This window comes from Psychrobacter sp. AOP5-GZ1-6 (assembly GCF_052376345.1).
In the GTDB taxonomy this organism is placed as follows: domain Bacteria; phylum Pseudomonadota; class Gammaproteobacteria; order Pseudomonadales; family Moraxellaceae; genus Psychrobacter.
The window spans coordinates 1-20,306 of record NZ_JBQSVP010000022.1; the positions used below are offsets into that span (position 1 = coordinate 1).

Annotated in this window: 12 protein-coding genes; 3 read left to right on the plus strand and 9 right to left on the minus strand. The window is 42.0% G+C overall.

Going from position 1 to position 20,306, the window contains the following annotated elements; genetic code table 11:
- Positions 1–49: 49 nt before the first annotated feature.
- Complete coding sequence (locus ACT3RN_RS04895) at positions 50–1,450, minus strand: peptidylprolyl isomerase (RefSeq protein WP_192520140.1); 1,401 nt, start codon at positions 1,448–1,450, stop codon at positions 50–52.
- A 298-nt stretch (positions 1,451–1,748) separates the two neighbouring features.
- Positions 1,749–4,754 carry an LPS-assembly protein LptD gene (locus tag ACT3RN_RS04900; protein ID WP_442440017.1) on the minus strand — a complete coding sequence of 1,002 codons (3,006 nt, stop codon included), beginning with the start codon at positions 4,752–4,754 and terminating at the stop codon, positions 1,749–1,751.
- A gap of 324 nt (positions 4,755–5,078) precedes the next feature.
- Between ACT3RN_RS04900 and ACT3RN_RS04905 the strand changes: the two genes are divergently transcribed.
- A complete protein-coding gene (locus ACT3RN_RS04905) occupies positions 5,079–6,200 on the plus strand; it encodes an aminoglycoside phosphotransferase family protein (protein WP_442440016.1) in 1,122 nt (373 codons plus the stop codon).
- A gap of 59 nt (positions 6,201–6,259) precedes the next feature.
- On the plus strand, positions 6,260–6,994 hold the full coding sequence (murU, locus tag ACT3RN_RS04910; protein WP_442440015.1) for an N-acetylmuramate alpha-1-phosphate uridylyltransferase MurU: 735 nt from the start codon (positions 6,260–6,262) through the stop codon (positions 6,992–6,994).
- A gap of 131 nt (positions 6,995–7,125) precedes the next feature.
- On the opposite strand, the gene ACT3RN_RS04915 is transcribed toward murU, so the two are convergent.
- From ACT3RN_RS04915 to ACT3RN_RS04945, 7 genes are all read right to left on the minus strand, one after another.
- The gene (locus ACT3RN_RS04915) at positions 7,126–7,242 is read right to left on the minus strand and encodes a DUF2474 domain-containing protein (protein WP_413038451.1); all 117 of its coding nucleotides are present in this window, start codon (positions 7,240–7,242) and stop codon (positions 7,126–7,128) included.
- Positions 7,243–7,342: 100 nt separating this feature from the next.
- The gene (gene cydB / locus ACT3RN_RS04920) at positions 7,343–8,359 is read right to left on the minus strand and encodes a cytochrome d ubiquinol oxidase subunit II (RefSeq protein ID WP_442440014.1); all 1,017 of its coding nucleotides are present in this window, start codon (positions 8,357–8,359) and stop codon (positions 7,343–7,345) included.
- Positions 8,359–9,855: a cytochrome ubiquinol oxidase subunit I gene (locus tag ACT3RN_RS04925; RefSeq protein ID WP_444518513.1), complete on the minus strand. Its 1,497-nt coding sequence runs from the start codon at positions 9,853–9,855 to the stop codon at positions 8,359–8,361. The genes cydB and ACT3RN_RS04925 overlap by 1 nt, the downstream gene beginning before the upstream one ends.
- Before the next feature lie 383 nt (positions 9,856–10,238).
- On the minus strand, positions 10,239–12,707 hold the full coding sequence (locus tag ACT3RN_RS04930) for an esterase/lipase family protein (protein WP_442440013.1): 2,469 nt from the start codon (positions 12,705–12,707) through the stop codon (positions 10,239–10,241).
- Positions 12,708–13,050: 343 nt separating this feature from the next.
- Positions 13,051–14,097 carry a tetratricopeptide repeat protein gene (locus ACT3RN_RS04935; RefSeq protein ID WP_442440012.1) on the minus strand — a complete coding sequence of 349 codons (1,047 nt, stop codon included), beginning with the start codon at positions 14,095–14,097 and terminating at the stop codon, positions 13,051–13,053.
- 244 nt (positions 14,098–14,341) lie between these two features.
- Positions 14,342–14,980: a 2-polyprenyl-3-methyl-6-methoxy-1,4-benzoquinone monooxygenase gene (coq7, locus tag ACT3RN_RS04940; protein ID WP_225739166.1), complete on the minus strand. Its 639-nt coding sequence runs from the start codon at positions 14,978–14,980 to the stop codon at positions 14,342–14,344.
- 259 nt (positions 14,981–15,239) lie between these two features.
- The gene (locus ACT3RN_RS04945) at positions 15,240–16,571 is read right to left on the minus strand and encodes an MFS transporter (protein WP_442440011.1); all 1,332 of its coding nucleotides are present in this window, start codon (positions 16,569–16,571) and stop codon (positions 15,240–15,242) included.
- Between the two features lie 457 nt (positions 16,572–17,028).
- On the opposite strand from ACT3RN_RS04945, the gene ACT3RN_RS04950 reads away from it, so the two are divergent.
- Positions 17,029–20,295: an autotransporter assembly complex protein TamA gene (locus ACT3RN_RS04950; RefSeq protein ID WP_442440010.1), complete on the plus strand. Its 3,267-nt coding sequence runs from the start codon at positions 17,029–17,031 to the stop codon at positions 20,293–20,295.
- Positions 20,296–20,306: the final 11 nt, after the last annotated feature.

Here is a 20,306-nt window from a genome sequence, read left to right on the forward strand (position 1 = left end):
CAGGTACCCTTTTTTAAAATGTTATTCATACTATGTGCATATAATTAGATTATCCAAGTATTTGGATATAAGCATCAGCACGTAATTCTTGTAACCAGTCTTCTTGGGCTTGTGGCGCTAAGCGTTGGTAAAGAGCTTGGCGTGCCATATTGCGACGATACTGCTCACTGACATCTTGCTGACGTTTTTCATCTATTTCTAAGATGTGCCAGCCAAACTGGGTCTTAAAAGGAGCAGAGTAGTCACCAACTGCTGTGTTCTTCATGACAGCTTCAAATGGCGCAACCATGTCTTTCTCACTGACCCAATCAAGATCACCACCACGACCAGCTGAGCCTGGATCGTCTGAGTAAGTCGATGCTAAAGAAGCAAAGTCAGCACCATTGCGTAATTGTTCGTATAAATCATTAATTTTTTGTTCAGCAAGTGCATCAGTTTGGAGTTCGTCAACTTTAACCAAGATGTGACGAGTCTTCCACTGAGGAATTAGCATGGTATCACTGACTTTTTTGTCAGCCAGCTTAATAATGTCGATACCTTCAGGAGTGACTAGCGGCTCACTGACATCGCCAATATCTAGTTGAGTGATTTGACTAGATAGCTCTGTGGGTAGTGATGCCGCTTTGTGAAAGCCCATATCGCCACCTTGTAAAGGAATGGGATAGCTTCCTTGGCTAGCGGCAACGGCTTCGGTAACATTGACATTCGGTGTGAGTAGACGAGCGCGTAATGTTTCTGCCACTTTTAACGCTTCTGCGCGCTGTGCTTCTGATAGACGGCTATAGTCGTCCATATAAGGAACCCGTACATGAATGGTTTGATATTCACTTTGGTTCAAGCGCTTGGCTTCCGGTGAAGCTAAAAACGCATCAATATCCTGTTCGCTAATGCGTACACGTTCACTGATTTGGCGTTGTTGTAAAGCTTGAATGGCGGCATCTTCTATTAGTTGAGCACGCAGAGCAGCATAGCTACCAGGTCTCGCTGCATCTAAGCGTTGTTGTAATTCCGAGATGCTATTGAGCCCTTCTGACTGTGCGATTTGGCTAAGGCGCTGATTGATAGTTGTTTCGTCAGGATTTAGACCGACGCGCTTGACCATAGATAGCTGTAACTCGCGCAAAATGAGCGCATTCAATACGTCAGACTGTAGCTTCGCTGAGTTGGTGATTGGCTCGCCAGCAGCTGTAGCACGTGATTGAGCTTGTGTAATAGCGGCAATCAAATCACTTTTTAAAATGGCACTTTCATTGACTAATGCAATGATACCGTCTGTGCTATTGGCTGGTGTCAAACGATCTACGGCGCTTTGTTCCGCAGTAGCTGTGGTATTAGCTGTTTCAGGCTCTACTGTTGCAGCTTGGGTGTTAAGACTAAGCAGAAGACCTACGCTCGTACCCATAGAAAACAATACAGCACGGCTGGTTTGACGTACAGAAAAAAATCTCATGATGCTCCTCATCAATGTCATCGCATCGGATGGTAGTTGGTCAACCATATTCAGCTTATGTTAATAAGCATATACTGAATAATCTTGTCCAAAATAATATCACGTAACTATGTTGTTGTTACGTGAACAATGGGTTAGGCCGACTTTGTTTGGTCACTTATTTTTAATTTTTTTGGCTAAAGCACTAAGGTGTGTCGTTAATTAGCACATTTATAATGTTAATGTTTGCGGCGAGTCATTGCTTGTTTGGCTGCAATTTTCTTTATTGCAAGCCTTGCAATCTAAATGACGACACGCGCTAGTTTTTCCATGCAGATTGAACAGTATCAAAACCAAGTATTTTCTCAGAAAGCAAGCTGGTTAAACTGCTATTACCACTGCCAAGACCACTAAGTCTGATCTCTGCCATAACTGCTTGTGTAGGCTCGTCGGTAACATCTAAGTCATTATAGTAACGACGACCATAAACAGCAAAGCCAAAACAGCAATCTTCATAATCAATACCAACAAGGGTATCAAGCATTCTGCTATTACGGTAATCATATTGACCTTGTGTCAATACGCGCCATTTATTATTGATAGGAAATATGGCAGATGCAGTAACGGCTGATAATGGCTGCTGATTGGTATTGCCATCACGTTGGCGTTTTACGAAGCCGGCACTAAATAGGCTGTTTTCAGTTGGCTGATAGCGTAGCTCGGTTGTGATAAAGTTTAAATCATAACTGTTAGTTAATGCACCATTTACATCGACCCAAACATTATTGTAGGGCTGAACACTAGCATCCCAAACCATGCCTGATGATGATGTCGTAAAAATAGGCTCGTCGTCGACCAGTGTGACACGACCATCGTCGATGTAAAACTGCTCTGCAATACTACCATCAAAACGTGTCACACCCGTTGCATCGATGTAACGATAGTTAACACCAGGCGTCACTGCATGCAAATCTTGCAAGCGATCATGCCCTAAAAACCAACTGTCTGAAAATAACTGCTGATAACTGATTGAAGCAATACTGGTATTAAAGTTGGGAATGTCGTTTTGGTCTTCGTATGGTGCATAGGTGTATTTCAATCGTGGGCTGAGAAGCTGATAGCCACCCATCGTATCGTCAAACGCTCCAAATGGTGAGCCAGCTTGGTAAAAAGTTAATCCTGCATCAATACTGGCTTGTGGCACAAATACCGATTGACTGCCATCCTCTGCACTTAAAGAGTTGTCTTCTAGGCTGTCTTCATCGTATGCAGTGTACAGATGTTGTAGGCTAAGCTCAGGCTTAATATAGCCCCAAGAAGATTCAATCGGATACGTGGCGCTAATTTTATTATAAAGTCGTGTACCGCTTTTTTCGGTCTCAGAACCGTCACTGATAGATTTTTTAAAGTAAGCAGAGTCACTAACGCCGGTAATTTCAAAGTTATTATTGGTCGGTAGACGGTAATTTAGTGTCAGTTGTGGTAGGCGAGAGTACGGTCTGTCTTTGTCTTCTAATTCATCACCATCACTGTCGAAAGCATCAAGTGTTTGAAAGGTTTCAGCTTTTAGCTCACCAGTGACATAATCATTATAATAATTGAGCCGTGCACGTCTTGGAAGGTTGACTGTGCTATCGGACAAACCAAGTGTATCAAAATCATCTAAATAATCAGAATCTGATACGTAGTTATACGTCAGGTCACCGCTCAGACGCGGAATACTCTTAGATTCCCACAGATGCTCATAAACCACGCTGCTGCGGTCTTCATCGTTATATTCATTATCGTTAGGCAGGTATGCTGCATTTATAGTACCTCCGCCATAATTTTCGGTCAAATAGCGAAACTCACCTGATACCATTGGATTTCGATCAGTATAAATATGAGTATTGAGCGTAGCATCATAATTGGGTGCTAAGTTCAAATAATAAGGGACTTCAACTTCAAGACCACTATCACTGTCAAAGCTAGCACTTGGTACCAAAAAGCCACTGCTGCGACGGCTGTCTATGGGAAAGTTAAAATAAGGCAGATAAAAGACTGGTACGTCAGCGACACGGAAGGTTGTATCATAGGCTTTGCCGCGACCTGTTTCGGTATCTAAATCAATGCTTTTGGCATCAAACTGCCATTTGCGATTCATAGGTGGGCAGGTGCTGAACATAACCTCGTCTAATTCGTATTGACTGTCATTGGGTCTGTTTAAACGTTTTGCATAGCCGTGTGCTTGCATATCAACACTAGCAAAAGCAACGTTGTCAGCGGTTGATTGGCCCGTTTCGGTGTTGTAATTTAAACTGTCTGCGACACCAATAATGCCACCTTGTGATACTTTTTCACCGAAATTGGCTTGAGTATTATTCAAGGGGTTGTTTGATGCAGTATTGGCTACTCTCCTTTGTCCAGTCGCTTGGTCAGTAAACATAACATTACCTTGCGCTGCCGCCACACTATTCTTTAAATCTAGCGATATTTTTTCGGCTTCTATTTGTTGGGTGCCTTGATTGATAATAACATTGCCTGAGAGTTCGGCATAATCAGCATTGTCATAATAACCATAGTCAGACTCAGTAAACAGCGGAGCTTGATTGTTTGTGAGACCGTTAGCGGCACCAGATTTTCTTACGGCACGCTGATAGTTAGGGTTGTTTTTTGGGTAAACCCACTGGCCTTCACAGCGTTGCGCGCTATCAACCGTGTGGGGTAGTAGCTGTAAGTTTTGACCTACTTTTGGAATCGTTCTTGGCGTCGGTGTCAGTATGAGTTGAGGGTCATCTGTTTCGACGTTTTTCGTATCATCAGTATCGCTAGATATTGGTACTTCAGTATCAGGTGTCAGCTCATAAAACTCCGCCAAGCGCATTAGGCTATCTTGAATACTCTCATCACTCATATCAATCGTATTAGTCTCAGATGCGCTTGTTTCATTGACCGGTGTAGCAGGAGTATTTTGGTTGCTATCCAAGGGATCTTGATTCAAAGAGCTACTTTCTACAGCATCACTATTATCAACAGGGTTAGCTAAAGTGGTGTGCTCGCTAGCAGGTGGAGTGGTAGTACTTGCTTGTTGATACTCATTGCTTTGAGAGGCGGTTTCTTGATTATCATTTTTATAACGAATGTCATTATAATCAGGATTTTGGTTGATACTGCTGTTGGCGTTAGGCGCTGCTTTAGTGATATAACGTGTACTACTATCAATGAGGGTTGGTGCAGTAGTTTGTGTGTCAGCATCACTAAGTGCAGCATTAACGGCTAGGCTAGATAAGCCTAACGCACCAAATAATATCACACGAATGCTTTGGTAAAGCGGAGAATATAACAAGGGCACACCTATGATTGCAGAGCCTATTGGATTGCGATACTGATTTTAGCAGCCGCATTATTGAATGATATATCGTCGTTAATAACCGACCAAAAAATGATTCATGGATAATGTAATCTCAAAACATTGGATGTTTTACATATTATGACGACTAATCATAGTCAAAAAAAACCAAATCAGCTACACTATTTACCAAAATTCATCATATAGCCTAGCTGTTTTTTAAATAATAGCCATTATCATGGCTCAAGATTTCACTATTTTAACAAGGTTTTGCCTGACTTATCACTACTTTAATTGTTTACGATTTATATTCAACCTGCGATGTCCATTATGACTGATAAAATTATTTTAGAGCCGAATCTGACTGAAGCCAATACCAATAGTCGCCTACAGCAATTAACGAGATGGCTACAGCAGGTGTTTGTAGGTCAAGCGTTTAACTTAGAAAGCCTACCTGGCGATGCCAGTGCGCGTCAATATCACCGTATTCAATTACTAAAAGACAATGACAAGGAAGTATCGCGTTATATTGTCATGGATTCTGCTGATGAACAAGATGCCATGCGTCAGTTTATTAACGTGACTAAGTTGATGACGCCAGCTATTAATGTGCCAGAGATTATCGCACAAGATGTGACAAAAGGCTTTTTAGTGTTACAAGATTTTGGTGCGGTGGAGTTTGCGCATTTACTTACTGAGGCGACTCCTACACAAGTTGATGAGTATTATCAATTGGCAATGCAGACATTGGTCGCACTACAAACGATATCTATTGAGACGGCCAAATCTCAGCACCAGCTGCCGGATTATGATACGGTGTTATTAGATCGTGAAATGAATCTATTTAGCGAATGGTTCGTACCTTACATTGGGGTAGAGCTGAGTCAGACATTATGGAATGATGTAAAATCAGCATTGATAAAAGAGATTTTGCAGCAGCCACAAGTCATCGTTCATCGTGATTATCACAGCCGTAATCTCATGCAAGATCAAGCCGATGATGCACGTTTGGGTGTGATTGATTTTCAAGATTCGGTCATTGGCTCTTATACTTATGACTTGGTGTCGTTGGTACGCGATGCCTATGTCGACTGGCCAGAGAGTCAGATATCTGGCTGGATTGGTGACTTTTGGCAGTTGCAACAACAAGCAGGGTTAGCAACGGCCCCTAGCGCACAACAGTTTGAAAATGATGTCAATGTGATGGGCGTACAGCGTCATCTAAAAGTATTAGGGATTTTTATCCGCTTGTCTGAACGTGACGGTAAAGACCGTTATTTAGCAGATATTCCTAAAGTTATGCGCGATTTGATGTTCGAGCTAGAGTGGCTGAGTAAGCATGGCAGTGAGGATTTGCAACAGGCACTTGTGCCATTTAATAACTGGTTGATAGAGGCTGTGCTGCCAGCATATCAGCAAAAATTTGCACAGCAGTATATTTAACAATATTTATCCTATTTGCATTTCAAGAGCTTTAAACTCAAAAATTACAAGGAAGGCGCATGTCGACGTCTAGAATTACACAAGCAATGATTTTGGCCGCTGGTAAGGGTGCGCGTTTGCGCCCGTTAACGCTTGAGACGCCCAAGCCATTAGTGGAAGTCGCGGGCCAGCCACTGATTGTTTGGCATATCAAAGCATTACAAGCGGCAGGTATTACTGACATTACTATCAATGCTTCATGGCTAGCTGATAAGCTAATGTCGACATTGGGCGATGGTGCGCAGTATGGTGTCAAGCTGCATTGGTCAGTTGAAGATGATGAACCTCTCGAGACAGCTGGTGGTATTTTTCAGGCGTTGCAAACAGCAAAACTACGAGATGAGCCGTTTATTTTAGTCAATTCTGATGTTTGGACGACGTATGATTTTACTCAGTTGCAAGACTATACACTAGGCGCGGATCAATGTGCACACTTACTACTGATTGACAATCCAGCACATAACAGCGGCGGAGATTTTGCTATTAATAACGGACTTGCCAGTGAACAGGCAGTGGGCGATGCAGGTAAATATACTTTTGCAGGTATCAGTGTGATGTCACCCAGATTAGTGGATGGATTGGTATCAGGTCAGCCTGCGGCGTTAGCACCACTACTTAAGCAAGCAATGCTCAAGTTTCAAATTACTGCTGACGTCATCGCCGATAAATGGGTGGATGTCGGTACACCAGAGCGCTTGACGCAGGTCAATGAGTTTATTGAAAGTCATGGTGCTACTGGTCATTTAGGTGCATAAACTAAGGGGGATCATCACCTTTGAGATGAGGGTAAACCTAAACAGTTTTCTATAGAGATAAAAAAAAGAGAGACACAAAAAAGCAGCGTCGATAATCAACGCTGCTTTTTTGTGTCATATTGCAAGGTTTATTAGACACCCATTGCGAGTTTGATTAATTGTGCAATGGTAAATACAACCAAAAATCCAGCTATATATAAACCAATAAACCATGCCCATTGTGATTTTTTCTTACTGAGATTTTTCATGTTCATCTCCTTCTTACCTGTTAATACGCTTTTGAAAAGCAGTATAGCTACCACTTATAACGGCAGTAGCTAGTGACCGTTTTATCAATTTACATATTCACTAGTACATATGCTCATGATCTGTTTTGCCCTTAAAAGTATAGTAGGCAAAAGCGGTATAACTCAAAATAATTGGCAGCATGATAGTTGCACCAACTAACATAAACGAGAGAGAAGTATCCGCTGCGGCCGCCTCATAAATCGTCATTTGATAAGGTACAATATAAGGGAATATCGCAGAACACACGCCGATATAACCCATCAAGAATAATGCAACCGTTAATAAGAACGGACGATATTCACGCTCTGTATTTAAGTCTTTACGCATGACAAAGAATAGCAGCACGACTATAATAGGCATAGGAATCAAGGACAGCAGTCCTGGGAGGTGGAACCATCCGTCGAGTGCATCGATATCTGAAAAATACATAAAAGTGGTAACGACAATCATCGCGATAATCAACGCAGTCAACATCCAGCCAGAAACTTTACGTGCCCAAGTCTGTAGCGAGTGTTCCGTTTTAATGATGAGCCATGTAGAGCCTAACAAAGTATAGCCTATGATCATCGCAAAACCGCAGACAATAGAGAAAGGTGTCAACCAATCAAAAGGTCCTCCAGAGTACAGACGATTATCTGCCTGCAATCCCTGAACCAGTGCGCCAAGCATAATTCCCTGAGAGAAGCTGGCGATAACTGACCCTATAAAAAAAGAGTTGTCCCAAACATGACGACGCGCCGAAGACTTGAAACGAAATTCAAATGCTATACCGCGAAGAATAAGACCAAATAACATCGCCGTTACAGGTAAATAGAGGCCCGTCATAATGATGCCATAAGCGACTGGGAAAGCAGCGAATAAGCCACCACCACCCAATACCAACCATGTCTCATTACCATCCCAAAATGGCGCGATAGAGTTCATAATGCGGCTTCGGTTTTTATCGGAACCTGCGAAAGGGAATAAAATACCACAACCTAAGTCGAAACCGTCTAATAAGACATAGATAAAGACAGCAAGCGCGATGAGTCCGCCCCAAATCAAAGGTAAGTCTAATACATCACCGTAGTTAAACATTAGCGTAACCCTCCTTCATCGATGTCATCTGCTGGTTTATCCAAATCCTCTACAACCTTTTCACTAGCATGCGTGTCGCCGGTCAACGTACGGCCTTGACCTTCTGTGATAGTGTGCTGATAAAAGTTGTCTTCAGCAGGATCTTCATAAGGTTTCGGTCCTTGAGCAATCAGGCGTAAGATATAGAAACTACCTGCACCAAAGACTAAGGTATATAAGACGATAAAGCCAATCAAAGTTGTAGCGACTTGCTGTGCAGCAAGAGGTGACATACTTTCGGCGGTGCGAATCACACCATATACCGTCCATGGCTGACGACCAGTTTCTGTGACAAACCAACCAGCCAGCAAGGCAACAAAACCAAGTGGGGTCATCATCATCCACGCCCTGTGGAACCAGACGCTGTCAGAGTCGTACTGTTGTTTTTTGAAGTACTTGTATAGGCTGAATAAGCCGACAAGTACCATTAACATACCAATAGCTACCATGACACGGAATGCCCAAAACACGATAATAACTGGCGGTTGATCTTCAGGTTCCCAGTTTTTGAGACCTTTAACTTCACCATCTAACGAATGGGTGAGAATTAGACCAGAAACATAAGGAATTTTGACTTCATATTTATTGGTTTGGTTCTCTTGGTCTGGTATCGCAAATAGACGTAGAGCGGCACCGCGTTCATCTTCCCAGATACCTTCCATCGCAGCAACTTTGGCTGGTTGATGCTCTAAAGTATTTAGACCATGTTCATCACCAATCAATACCTGTGCTGGCGCGACAAAGATAGCCATAATCATTGCCATACCTAGCATGACACGACCATGTTTACGATGTTCGGTATGTTTTTTGGATTGCAGATAATAAGCACCAATACCACCAACAACAAATGCAGTCGTTAAGAAGGCGGCCGTTACCATATGTGCAAGACGATACGGGAATGAAGGATTGAAAATAATTTCAAGCCAGTTGGTTGGGTATAGCAAACCATCTGCCCCCATCATAAAACCTTGTGGCGTTTGCATAAAACTGTTGGCCGACAAGATCCAAGTGGCTGATATTAATGTGCCAACGGCGACAATTGCAGTGGCAGCAAAGTGCATGCGTTTACTGACACGTCCCCAACCGAACAGCATAATCCCTAAGAAAGAAGCTTCTAAGAAAAATGCAGTCAACACTTCATAGGCGAGTAATGGCCCTAAGACGTTACCAGCTCTATCAGCAAATACAGCCCAGTTAGTACCGAATTGATAAGACATTACTACGCCTGATACAACACCCAAACCGAATACAACAGCAAATATTTTAACCCAGTGCTTATAAGTTTCGGCAAATACCGGATTGCCAGTTTTCAACCAACGAAATTCAAGCACCGTCAAAAAGCTGGCAAGTCCAATTGAAAATGCAGGAAATACAATATGAAATGAAACAACAAAAGCGAATTGGATACGCGCAAGTAACAGCGCGTCCATTTGATCAACCATAAATGCAGCGAACATAAGCGCTTACCTTTATTTGTGAGCTAAGTAGCGAAAGCTTCCATGATACGCCCAAGTAACTGCCCGCAATATATTGAAAGAGTATCGCGACCAATAGTCAGATTTTTTTTAGCTGTGAATGTTAGCGAGTTAAAGAATTCTAACTACTCAATTATTAGAATTATTCAACTGAGTAAATAATTTATATCCATACAAATTAAGAAGTAATAGTTCGTTCAATTGCTGTTGCATTATTATGCGCTTGCATGTTTATGGTCACAAGTAATGCCATGTAGCTTATACTTACTATTAAATGTAAATTGGTAAGAATAAGTTAACAATTTATGATACTTGAATATGTTTTGTAATAAGATATAAAAAGGTAGGTTGTGTTGTGCTCAATGCTACTGTTTGAGCTGTCGATGCAGTATACGCCTTAATGTCAGAATAGTTTGAGGACTTTCTTGAATACTATGACCACCATTAATGACAGTCTCAGAGGCGGCGCCATCGAGGTGGGCGCTGGTGTAAGGTACGATACCATCAGATAAGCGCTCTGTCAGTGCTTGGCTAATGTTTTCATCAATGGTAACAGCGGCAACAAGTGGCGTAGTTGTACTTTTGGACCTCGTGGAGATGTTGTTTGCACCAACAGTCTGATCATTTGTTTTTGTCGCTTGAGACAGATCAATTCTAGCCCCATCTGGTTGCATTTGTGCCAGCCCTCTAGTGATGTCGGCATCATTATTGGCAATGATGGAGTGGTACGTAATGCGGTTATTGATATTGATGTCCTTGGTTAATTGTATAAAGGAAGACTTATCGCTGAGCTGGCTAGCGCCATTTTGTAAATATAGAGCGCCTAACGGGTTTTCGGCTAAATCGCCTTGCGTGGTAATCATAGCCAAGTTTTCAGTGACTGTTTTTACCAAACCAACTGGCAAGTAAACAATGCGGCGTAAGGCACGCGTGAACCAACGATCGGCATAGTCAGTACCACGAAATGGTGCTGATAAAAATACCGCGGTATCGACCTGAGGCAGAGCCTGTAGTTTGAAACGCTCTTTTAATTGTTCATCACCGAATGATGTTTTGAGTGCATCGAGGATTTTGCTTCTTTCATTATTGGACAGTGAGTCTTCATCTTCTATTTTATCAAGATCATCGATCAAGTTTTCATCAGATAGCATCATGCGGCCGATAACGGCGCCCATACTATGACTGATAATGACGCTGTTTTTACTGGCACGATTGATGCCTTTAGGGTCGGTCTGTTGGTAAGTATTTTCAATTAAACGTTGGATCTGATAGCGGTTTTCTAAAATAGGCAGATTGGTTGGATAAAATATCTGCCAAACTTGATAGTTATCACGTAACTTATCATCATTGAGAATATCATTGGTCAGGTTTACCCAAGTAGCAGGGCTAGAAGCCAAGCCATGAAGCATAATTAGTACACGTTTATTGGGATCATAAGGCTCTAGCATAAACAACTTGGGTAGTCTTTCTTTTGGTTGGCTAGTAATTAAGTTTAAATAGCCGACACCATCTAGTTGGTTTTCTGACAGCCATAAGCCGTAGCCAGCCGAGAAGTTGGCAGCCAGCGGGTAGCTACTATCAAGGATGTTGACACTGTCACTTTGATATGGGTTATATAGGTGGATATCCAGCTTACGACTGCTTAGTACATCTAGCACACTATTGCCACTGGGTTTGATTAAACCCGTTAATAATAAATGTCCAGTAGGATATATTCTGGAGCTTGGCTTGCTATTTTCTATAGCAACGGCGGTTTCATCAGTTTTCTGGTCTGATAGTGATGACTCCAATAACTGGCGAATCGTGGTGGTATAACGGTCATCTAATGATGCGACCAAACTGATACCTAAGCCTGGACGCTTGCTGATTGAGTTAAGTCCTGAGAGGCGCAATTCGTAGGTTGATACCAAGTCTGCTAGAGCAGAGGCTTGCTTATGTGCATTTTGTAGATAGCTGTTTTCATTGGGTAAATAAATACCAAGATCATAGTCGTCGATCTGTATCTCCATAACTTTGACTTGATCAGTCGTTTTGCCTGTTAAAGGTGCGCGGTTGGCTATCGCGGCTTGGGTACTGTTATCACGCTCAGTGGAGGCTATTGGTAAGTGTACTATTTTTGGGTTGCCCATTAGTTTGTTTGAGCCATCAGATGATTTATACAGTTGGGTGATAACGTCGTTACTAGCGGCGTTGTAGATATCTTGGGTTTGAATGTCGGTATCATTTGGAATACGGCTTTGTGTACTGTTTTGGCTTTGGTCTTGATCGGCACCGTCAAAATCATGTATCAAACTGTCATAGAATAAATAGGTATAGCTGTACTTAACGGCATCAAACAAGCGTTCTTGATAGTCGGTTAAACAGCGACTGGTATTTTCTTGTTGGGTTTTGGCTTCTTTTTCACTTAGAGGTGCATTGGCATAATAAGGGTCAAGAGGTGGACGGGCAAAGGCATTGAGGCAATCTTGAGAATCAGCAAGCTGGCGTGCTTTGGCATAGTGTAGTTCAGAAAAAATAGCCAGTGCAGGACGATAGTGTTGATTTAGGATGCTATCAGCAAGCTGAGTCAGACATAAGTCAAACTGCTGTATACACGCTTGTTCATTGAGCCCCGCTGACAGTAGGGCTGATGCAGTATCACTGCTGAGCTTATTATCAGTGACAATATTGCCACGCTGGGCAGTAATGGTTTTTGCGGACGCTTGCTTGTCTACTGACACTGTATTACAGGCAGGTAATAGCGCCATGATGGTTATCAATGCCACTGAAGTGACGGACGTGTTTTTTTTATTAGCGTACGTTACCATATTTTTGATAGGGTCAACGAAAGTCATATTTCAGTCCAGTGAGTCATAAAGGTAAGGATGATTAAGTAGATAGCTGATAAGAAAGAGTGTAGCGCAACTTTCACAACGAAACTGTTTTATTTCAAGTTGCGCAAGTTTGTTATCTGCCTTTAGTGAAGCTGTCGCCTGTTGTTAGAACGGGTGTAATAAACATAACTTATTATCTTATCAACAGACACAAAAAAGCGTCTTCATTTTATATTGACATAATATCGATATAAAACGAAGACGCTTTATGAGCATATTTTTAGTATTAGCACTGATAATGCTCTTTTCTGTATCGCAAATTTTTGCAATACACCTTAATTGATAAAGCGCACTCTAAAGAAGTTTAGGCACTAGGTTTTACATCAATGTCAGGAGCGGCTATATCCCAAATATAGAATTTACCTTCTTCGATCAGTTTGATTTGCTGAGGGATAATAGTATTGTTAGGGTTTTCACTGGCTAAGCGACGTAGACGCTCTAACGCATTATCACGGCGGTCACTCAATAAGTCTGACTGTGCTAAGCTTTGCTCAGCTTCGGTATATCCTAAAGATACGGCTTTATCTAAATATTTTTTACCTTCTTTAAAACCACCACCTTCTGACAGCATCATCCCGTATAAAAAGTTGGCTTCACCGCTATCTGGTTGCAGCTTGATGGCGCGGTCCACATACTTACCACCACGTATCGTATAGTCTGAGCCCAAGTCTAAGTTACGTCCCATACCGTTAAGCTTGGCAGCACGTAGCAGTACGTCATAAGAGGCATTAGGCGACTGAGCATAAGGTTCAATCCACTCTGCCAATACTTTTATTTTTTCACGCGTATAGTAACGCTGTGAGCGATTGGGGAAGTTTGGTGGATAGTGTCGTGCATTGGGTGATACATCTTCGATGAAATCATCTAGCAAGCTTACGTCTAGTTGGTCACCATTCGAGCCACTTTGTTGTGGAATTAATATTGTCGGTACAAAACTGATATCTGACACTTGTACTTTTGGTGTTGGAATATTAGCAAACTGGTTGGTACTTAGGTCAATACCATTAGCAGTCATGGGGCCTGGTTCATAGACACGAGTAGTTCCGGCGAAATCAGACTGTGTAGTAGCAGGTCTAACGGTTTGTGGCTGCGCAGAACTCATGGGGAAAAGGTTTGGCTGCGATGCGGTTGACTCTGTGTTAGATGAAGTAGTAGCTGCTTTAGGCTGAGCAAGACGAATGACACGTTTGCTCGAATCTACGGCACTAGGCGCTGATGTGGCTGCAGCATCTGCTTCGGCAGCATTAACAGGCGTTGATAGTAACATGGCGCATGCTGTGGCTAGTGCAGTCAAGGTTGCCAGCTTAGTAGACAAACTACTAGGGAGAGTCGATTGGTTTGTGGCTTTCATAAAGATGGTTACCTTAGTTATTTAGTCGTTATTTAGCAATAGATGGGTCATTGAGTAATGTCTTTGCTGCAAAATCGTACAAATTTTTCATACCGTAGCAAATTAAACTTAACGCTATCAATAGTCGGATTGTTAATGGTAGAAATTATAAAAAATAAATCGCGGTATTGTTATGATATTGAAGGCTACTTTTAGTTCAATGGGTAGTGTTTACCATGACAAGTTTTCATGACTTCGTCTGCTACTACAAATGATAAGCAGTGGCTTTCATACGATTGGCCATCCAACGCATGGTATGACGTACAGGCGGTGATAATGCGGCACCGCCACTCTGTAATGCAAGCTCACGATGGTGCAGTTCTTCGATATCCATTTGTGCCAGTATTTCTTTTGAGCGTTGGTCGTGTTTTGGTAGCTGTTGAATATGCTCTTGTAAATGTTCGCTGACTTGTGCTTCTGTTTCTGCAACGAAGCCCAAGCTAAATTCATTAGAGATAGCACCTGCAAATGCGCCAAGACCGAAAGACATACCGTACCATAGTGGCGTAAAGACACTGGCGTGGCTACCTAGCTCATCCAAACGAGTTTCACACCAAACCAGATGATCTACTTCTTCTTCAGCAGATTGCTGCATGGCTTGTCTGACACCGTCATCTTTGGCAGCAAATGCCTGTCCGTGATATAACCCTTGCGCGCATACCTCACCAGTATGATTGATACGCATCAGTCCTGCGACATGTCTTGCTTCAGTGATGGTTAGCTCAGGAATATCGTCATTACTGACTGGTAACGGACGGGTACTGGGGTTTGAATGTGGTACGATAGCTCGTAATGCCTTATCGACTCCGATTAATAGCTGGTCGATTTTGGATAAGGGACGCAGGGTCATAATTCACTCCTGATGGCTTTGGATACAGTCAAAAAAGCATTTGTTTTTTTGTCAGTCTGTTTTTCTTGGTTTAAGATAGTAATAACTTGATGCGCATTACTATAGCAAACAATCTAAATTATCAGCATGAATATTATCGATTCGATAACATATTAGTCGTTAGGGTACGGCCGATCGTCTTTCAAACCGTAGGAATACGATTGGCCATGCCAAACTTGTTTATTTTATCATGCGTAGTGCTTGTATTTGTTACTTATGGAGCTACTTCGTCATGTGTTTGAATCACTGCTGTTTTGATATGCCTATTAAGTTTTATGTACAAAAAAGCACCAAAGACAATATTAAGTAAACCTGTCACCAAAAATAGCTGTGGTAGGTTCAGCCCTAGTGTATTTAACATAACAATACAAAAAATCGCCGAGCTGACCATAAATATCGCGTTAAAGATATTATTGGCACCAATGATACGGGCACGGTGACTCTTAGGAGAATAAGCCTGCATAGAGGCATATAAAGGTACGATATATAACCCACCACTAAATCCCAACAAGAACAAATCAGCAAAGACCCGCCAACTACCACTTATGCCAAACAAGTCACCAATGCTAAGCAGCGTTCCATTAGACACATTGATATTGAGCCCTGATAGCGACAAATACAAATCAATTGCAAAGACGCTTAAGCCAATAATACCAAATGGTAGTAAGCGCAGGCTGACTTGGTTTTTGGTTAATGATTTACATAACAAGGAGCCAATAGATACGCCCACAGAAAATAGTGTGAGCAGGAAAATCACTACTGACTCATCACCATGCAAAATCACCTTGCTAACCTCTGGAGTTTGGGTCAAAAACGTCGCACCGTACAACCAAAACCAGCTATTGCCAAGAATAACAAAGAATAAAAACGGCAGTGAATATAAATAACGTATCGTCGCTAAGCTAGTGGTAAAAATGTTCCAGTTGATCGTAAGGTTAGGCTGCATCGCTGGCATGGTCGGGATATAGCGCGCCGCTAAATACCCCAAAACTGCGACCATCAGCACTGTTGCACTAATCCAATAGAGTGATTGTGACAGCTGCGTGAGAAGACCTGCGACAATCATCCCGATTAGAATTGCTAATGAGGTACCCATTTGAAACAAGCCGTTGGCACCAACCAACTCGTCTTTTTTCATTGCCTGTGGCAAGTAGGCATATTTAATTGGTCCAAAAAAGGTAGAATGTGTACCCATCAAAAACAACGCCACAAATAACAGTGAATACCATTCAAATACGAAGCCGACGGTAGCGATAGCCATAATAATCAGCTCAAGGATTTTGATGAACTGAGTCAGCTTTGACTTTTCAAACTTATCCGCAATCTGTCCTGCCAGTGCTGAAAATAAAAAGTAGGGTAAGATAAATAACATCGCAGCTAAGTTGTTTAAAACACTAACTTTCATACCCAATTGACTCGCAGCGGTATAAGTGAGAATCAGTATGAGTGCTTGCTTAAAAATATTGTCATTAAATGCGCCCAAAAATTGAGTGAAAAACATAGCGCTAAAACGACGATGCTTAAATAACTGAAACTGATTTGCCATGAAAATTCCTACAGGTGGGTCGCGGCTGATGGGTAGAATAGAGAAGTTGAGTGCGGTTTTTCAATACAGAATAATTATAAAAGATGCTAAAAACTATATCAAAATATAGCATAGGTTTTATCAATGTTAGGCCGTATAATAGCAAGGCTTGGATAAAAATACATGCAGTTGCTGCTATGATTTCAGAATTATCTACGTTATGATTTGTGAATTTTATATGGTTATATATACGGTGTTAGAGCTGATGAAGCCATGCTATTACTACCGTCTATACATACGTTGATATGAGGACGGCACATCATCCGAAAGTTTGCACTATGGACTATAGGCTGTCATTATCAAAAGCTAGGTAGTAAAACATAATTTAAGCGCACTGTTAATAAGTTTATTCACCGGTAAGGTTTAATGATAGCGATCGTTAATCACAGTGTACCGCGTGAGCTGATAGGAAATAAAAATGACATACCAGCCTTCAACTCTAGCGCGTACTGCATCGATTAATAACTGTGCTGCTAATAACAACACATCACATGATATCGGGGTTCAATGTATTGAATCCCACTCTCGTCTCACAATGACTGCTTCTCGCTGCAATGCCCCACGCATTAATTTTACACGCTCAGCACTTTTTTCTGCCTTAGCGACCAGTTTGGTTGGTTTTGGTGTTGCTCCTACAGCATTAGCTGATTCCGCCAACAGTACAACCATGATTGTTCAGCCTGATAGCCAAATAGCGACGAATCAAGAGACTGCCGTTTTAGATGATTTATCGACCAATCCTTCTAATCGTGTCAATGAGGACTTGTTGCAACAAGCAACGGCGATACAGGAGCAGGGTTATCAGATGATGACACCTGAACAGATTGATCGTGAGTTGGCTGCGCTCGATATACAGAATACCCAAGATATTGATATCATAAACAATACCAATATCAGTAATAATGACAGCGATTTTACGGCGCCAATTTCGACGCTAGATGACACGACATCACCTATTGGTCTAGATTTGGAATTGGATGCCACCAGTCTTCCAGAACCTAATAACCTTGATACGTTGGGTAAAAACGAGGCAATTGCTGAATCAGCCACCGAATCAACTGATGAAACGACTGAAGTGGTAGCGGGTGCGATAAATGTCGGCGAATTTACCAACGATGCTGTCAGTGATGAAAGTGTGGATGTAGAGAGTAATAGCAATAACGATATGGTAGCCAGCGATCTGACCGATGAAGATGAGCCAACATCAAACATTATCGATCCAAATGACTATTTGCCAGATTATCAAACGGAGACTCAGGTAGAAAATGACAGTATAGAACAAACTGGTAGTCCTAGGCCGCGGGAGCGAAATAAAGGTAGTATTTTCAAACGTCTTTATAGTCGTTTTTTTAATGACGGTGCCATTACCTTACCTAATGTTGAAACAACTATTTATCTACAGGAAGTCGCATCTGAAAATTCGGGCAATAGTGAACCAGTAGAAACTAAGGCGGATGATGATATCCAACCCATGAAAAATATCAAGGCAGCACTTGACGACACCACAGTGCAATCTGTTATTGATTTCACTGCCGCTGCACCAGGCTTACGTCAAACGGCATTAGATGCTGCAAAAGCAGTGGGTTATTATGACGTTACTTTGAGTCTACGTCAGCCTAGTCAAGATACTTTGGATGTTGTGATTGAAAAGTTGGGTGAGCCTGTGCGTGTTGATAGCCGTACTGTTGAGGTTCGTGGTGAAGGTGGTGAGCAAGAAGAGTTTATTGCCTTAGAACAGGAGTTGCCGCCACAAGAAAACGATATCTTTAATCATCGTGTTTATAAAGAAAGTAAAGCGGCACTTGAATCGCTCAGCAGCACATACGGTTACTTTGACCAGTATTGGCTAAACAAGTCTGTTGATATCATCCTACCGGACAACACCGCAGACGTCTCTTTAGTTTATGATACAGGCGATCGATACGAGTTTGATGAGGTTGTGTTTTTTACCTATGATAGAGAAACCAATACGTTGACTCAAGACCCTGATAAACTGCCTGTCGAGCTGTCACTGTTGCAGCAATTACTCGACTTTAAACCTGGCGAGCCCTTTTATGCGCCTGATGTGACTAAATTTACCAATGATTTATCATCGACTCGTTATTTTAACACGGTTAATGTCGAATCAATATTACCGCCAACGGACAGTAGTGAAGCTAGTACTTTGGCTTTTGATAATGAAGCAGTTGATAGTAATGATGATGTCGTTATTGACGATAGCCTTTCGGATGTGACTGATAGTAGTAGTGATGATTTAGTGGTATCTAATGAGAGTGATGTTAAGGAAAGTGTTAGTGCGGAGAGTAATAATAGTGACAGTGTAGATAGTGAAGAGACGGTGACTGACGATAGCAGTAATGTTGTTGATACAGCTGATATAGCTGCTATTGAATTTGAGGCTGATGAAGCCACGCTTGATAAATTGCAAGCCATTGAACAAAAAGCAGACCGCTTAAGCCGTTTACCAAATGATAGAGTGTTAGATGAAAAGGAAAAAGAGGCAGAGAATCTATTAGGTAAAATCAGCGACTCAATCAGTAATGTTGTGCAAAAAATATTGCCTGATGAAACCAGTATTCTTGCTGATGAAAGCTTTGTTCCACCAACGCTTGCAGGACGTAAGACACCAGAAGATGTTGCTGTGAGTAAAAAAGTACCTTTATATGTTTTTGTGGGGGCTAACCAACCTCGTGATGCTCAAGTAGGTCTTGGTTATGGAACAGATACAGGTGTGCGCGCAACTGGGAAAATAGATTATAACCTTATTAATCGTCAGGGCTATCAAGCTGGTGCGGAAACAGAAGTGTCGAGTATTACCAAAAATGTAGGTGTCTATGTCAGTCGACCTTGGAAACATCCGCTCAATGATAAATTAGAGGCAACACTCACCTATGAAGAGGAGGTGATTGATCAAGGCGAGGGTAATTTTGACCTATCTACCAGAACATTAAAAACAGGGTTGGCGCGTAACATTCGTCGTGATAGCGGTTGGAATCGCAGTTACTCTATGCGTTACCGTTTGGATAAGCTAGAAACGGGTGTCGATGATACCGAGTTAGACGATTTGCCTATACGTTTTACCTCATCTAACCCAACCCAGCAAGCACTGTTGTTTGGTTATGGTGTTAGTAAAACTGACGTGGATGATAATGTCAACCCAACTCAGGGTATACGTCAGTCTTACTCTATTGAAGCAGGCAGTGAGTCCGTGGCTAGTGATACCAATATGGCAATCGCTCGTGCGAGTGTTAGCGGTATCTATAGCTTCGGTGACGATGACAAACATCAGGTATTGGGCAGCCTAAATACAGGTTATATTTGGGCAGATGATTTTTATGAAGTGCCCTACAAGTTACGCTTCTTTGCCGGTGGTGATCAAAGTATTCGTGGCTATGACTATGAAAGCTTATCACCATTAGAAAATGGCTATCTAACAGGTGGGCAAGTACTCGCAGTGGGTAGTGCTGAGTATAACTATGAGTTTAAACCAGGCATTCGCGGAGCATTTTTCACTGACGTGGGTAACGCTTACGATGAAAACTTTGACACTGAGACAAAGGTTGGTGTTGGTGTTGGTATTCGTTGGGCATCACCTGTGGGTGTGGTACGAGTCGATGTCGCGGCTGGCGTGACAGAAGAGAGTATTCCAATCAGGCTACACTTCTTTATTGGCTCACCTTTATAGTCATTTTATTG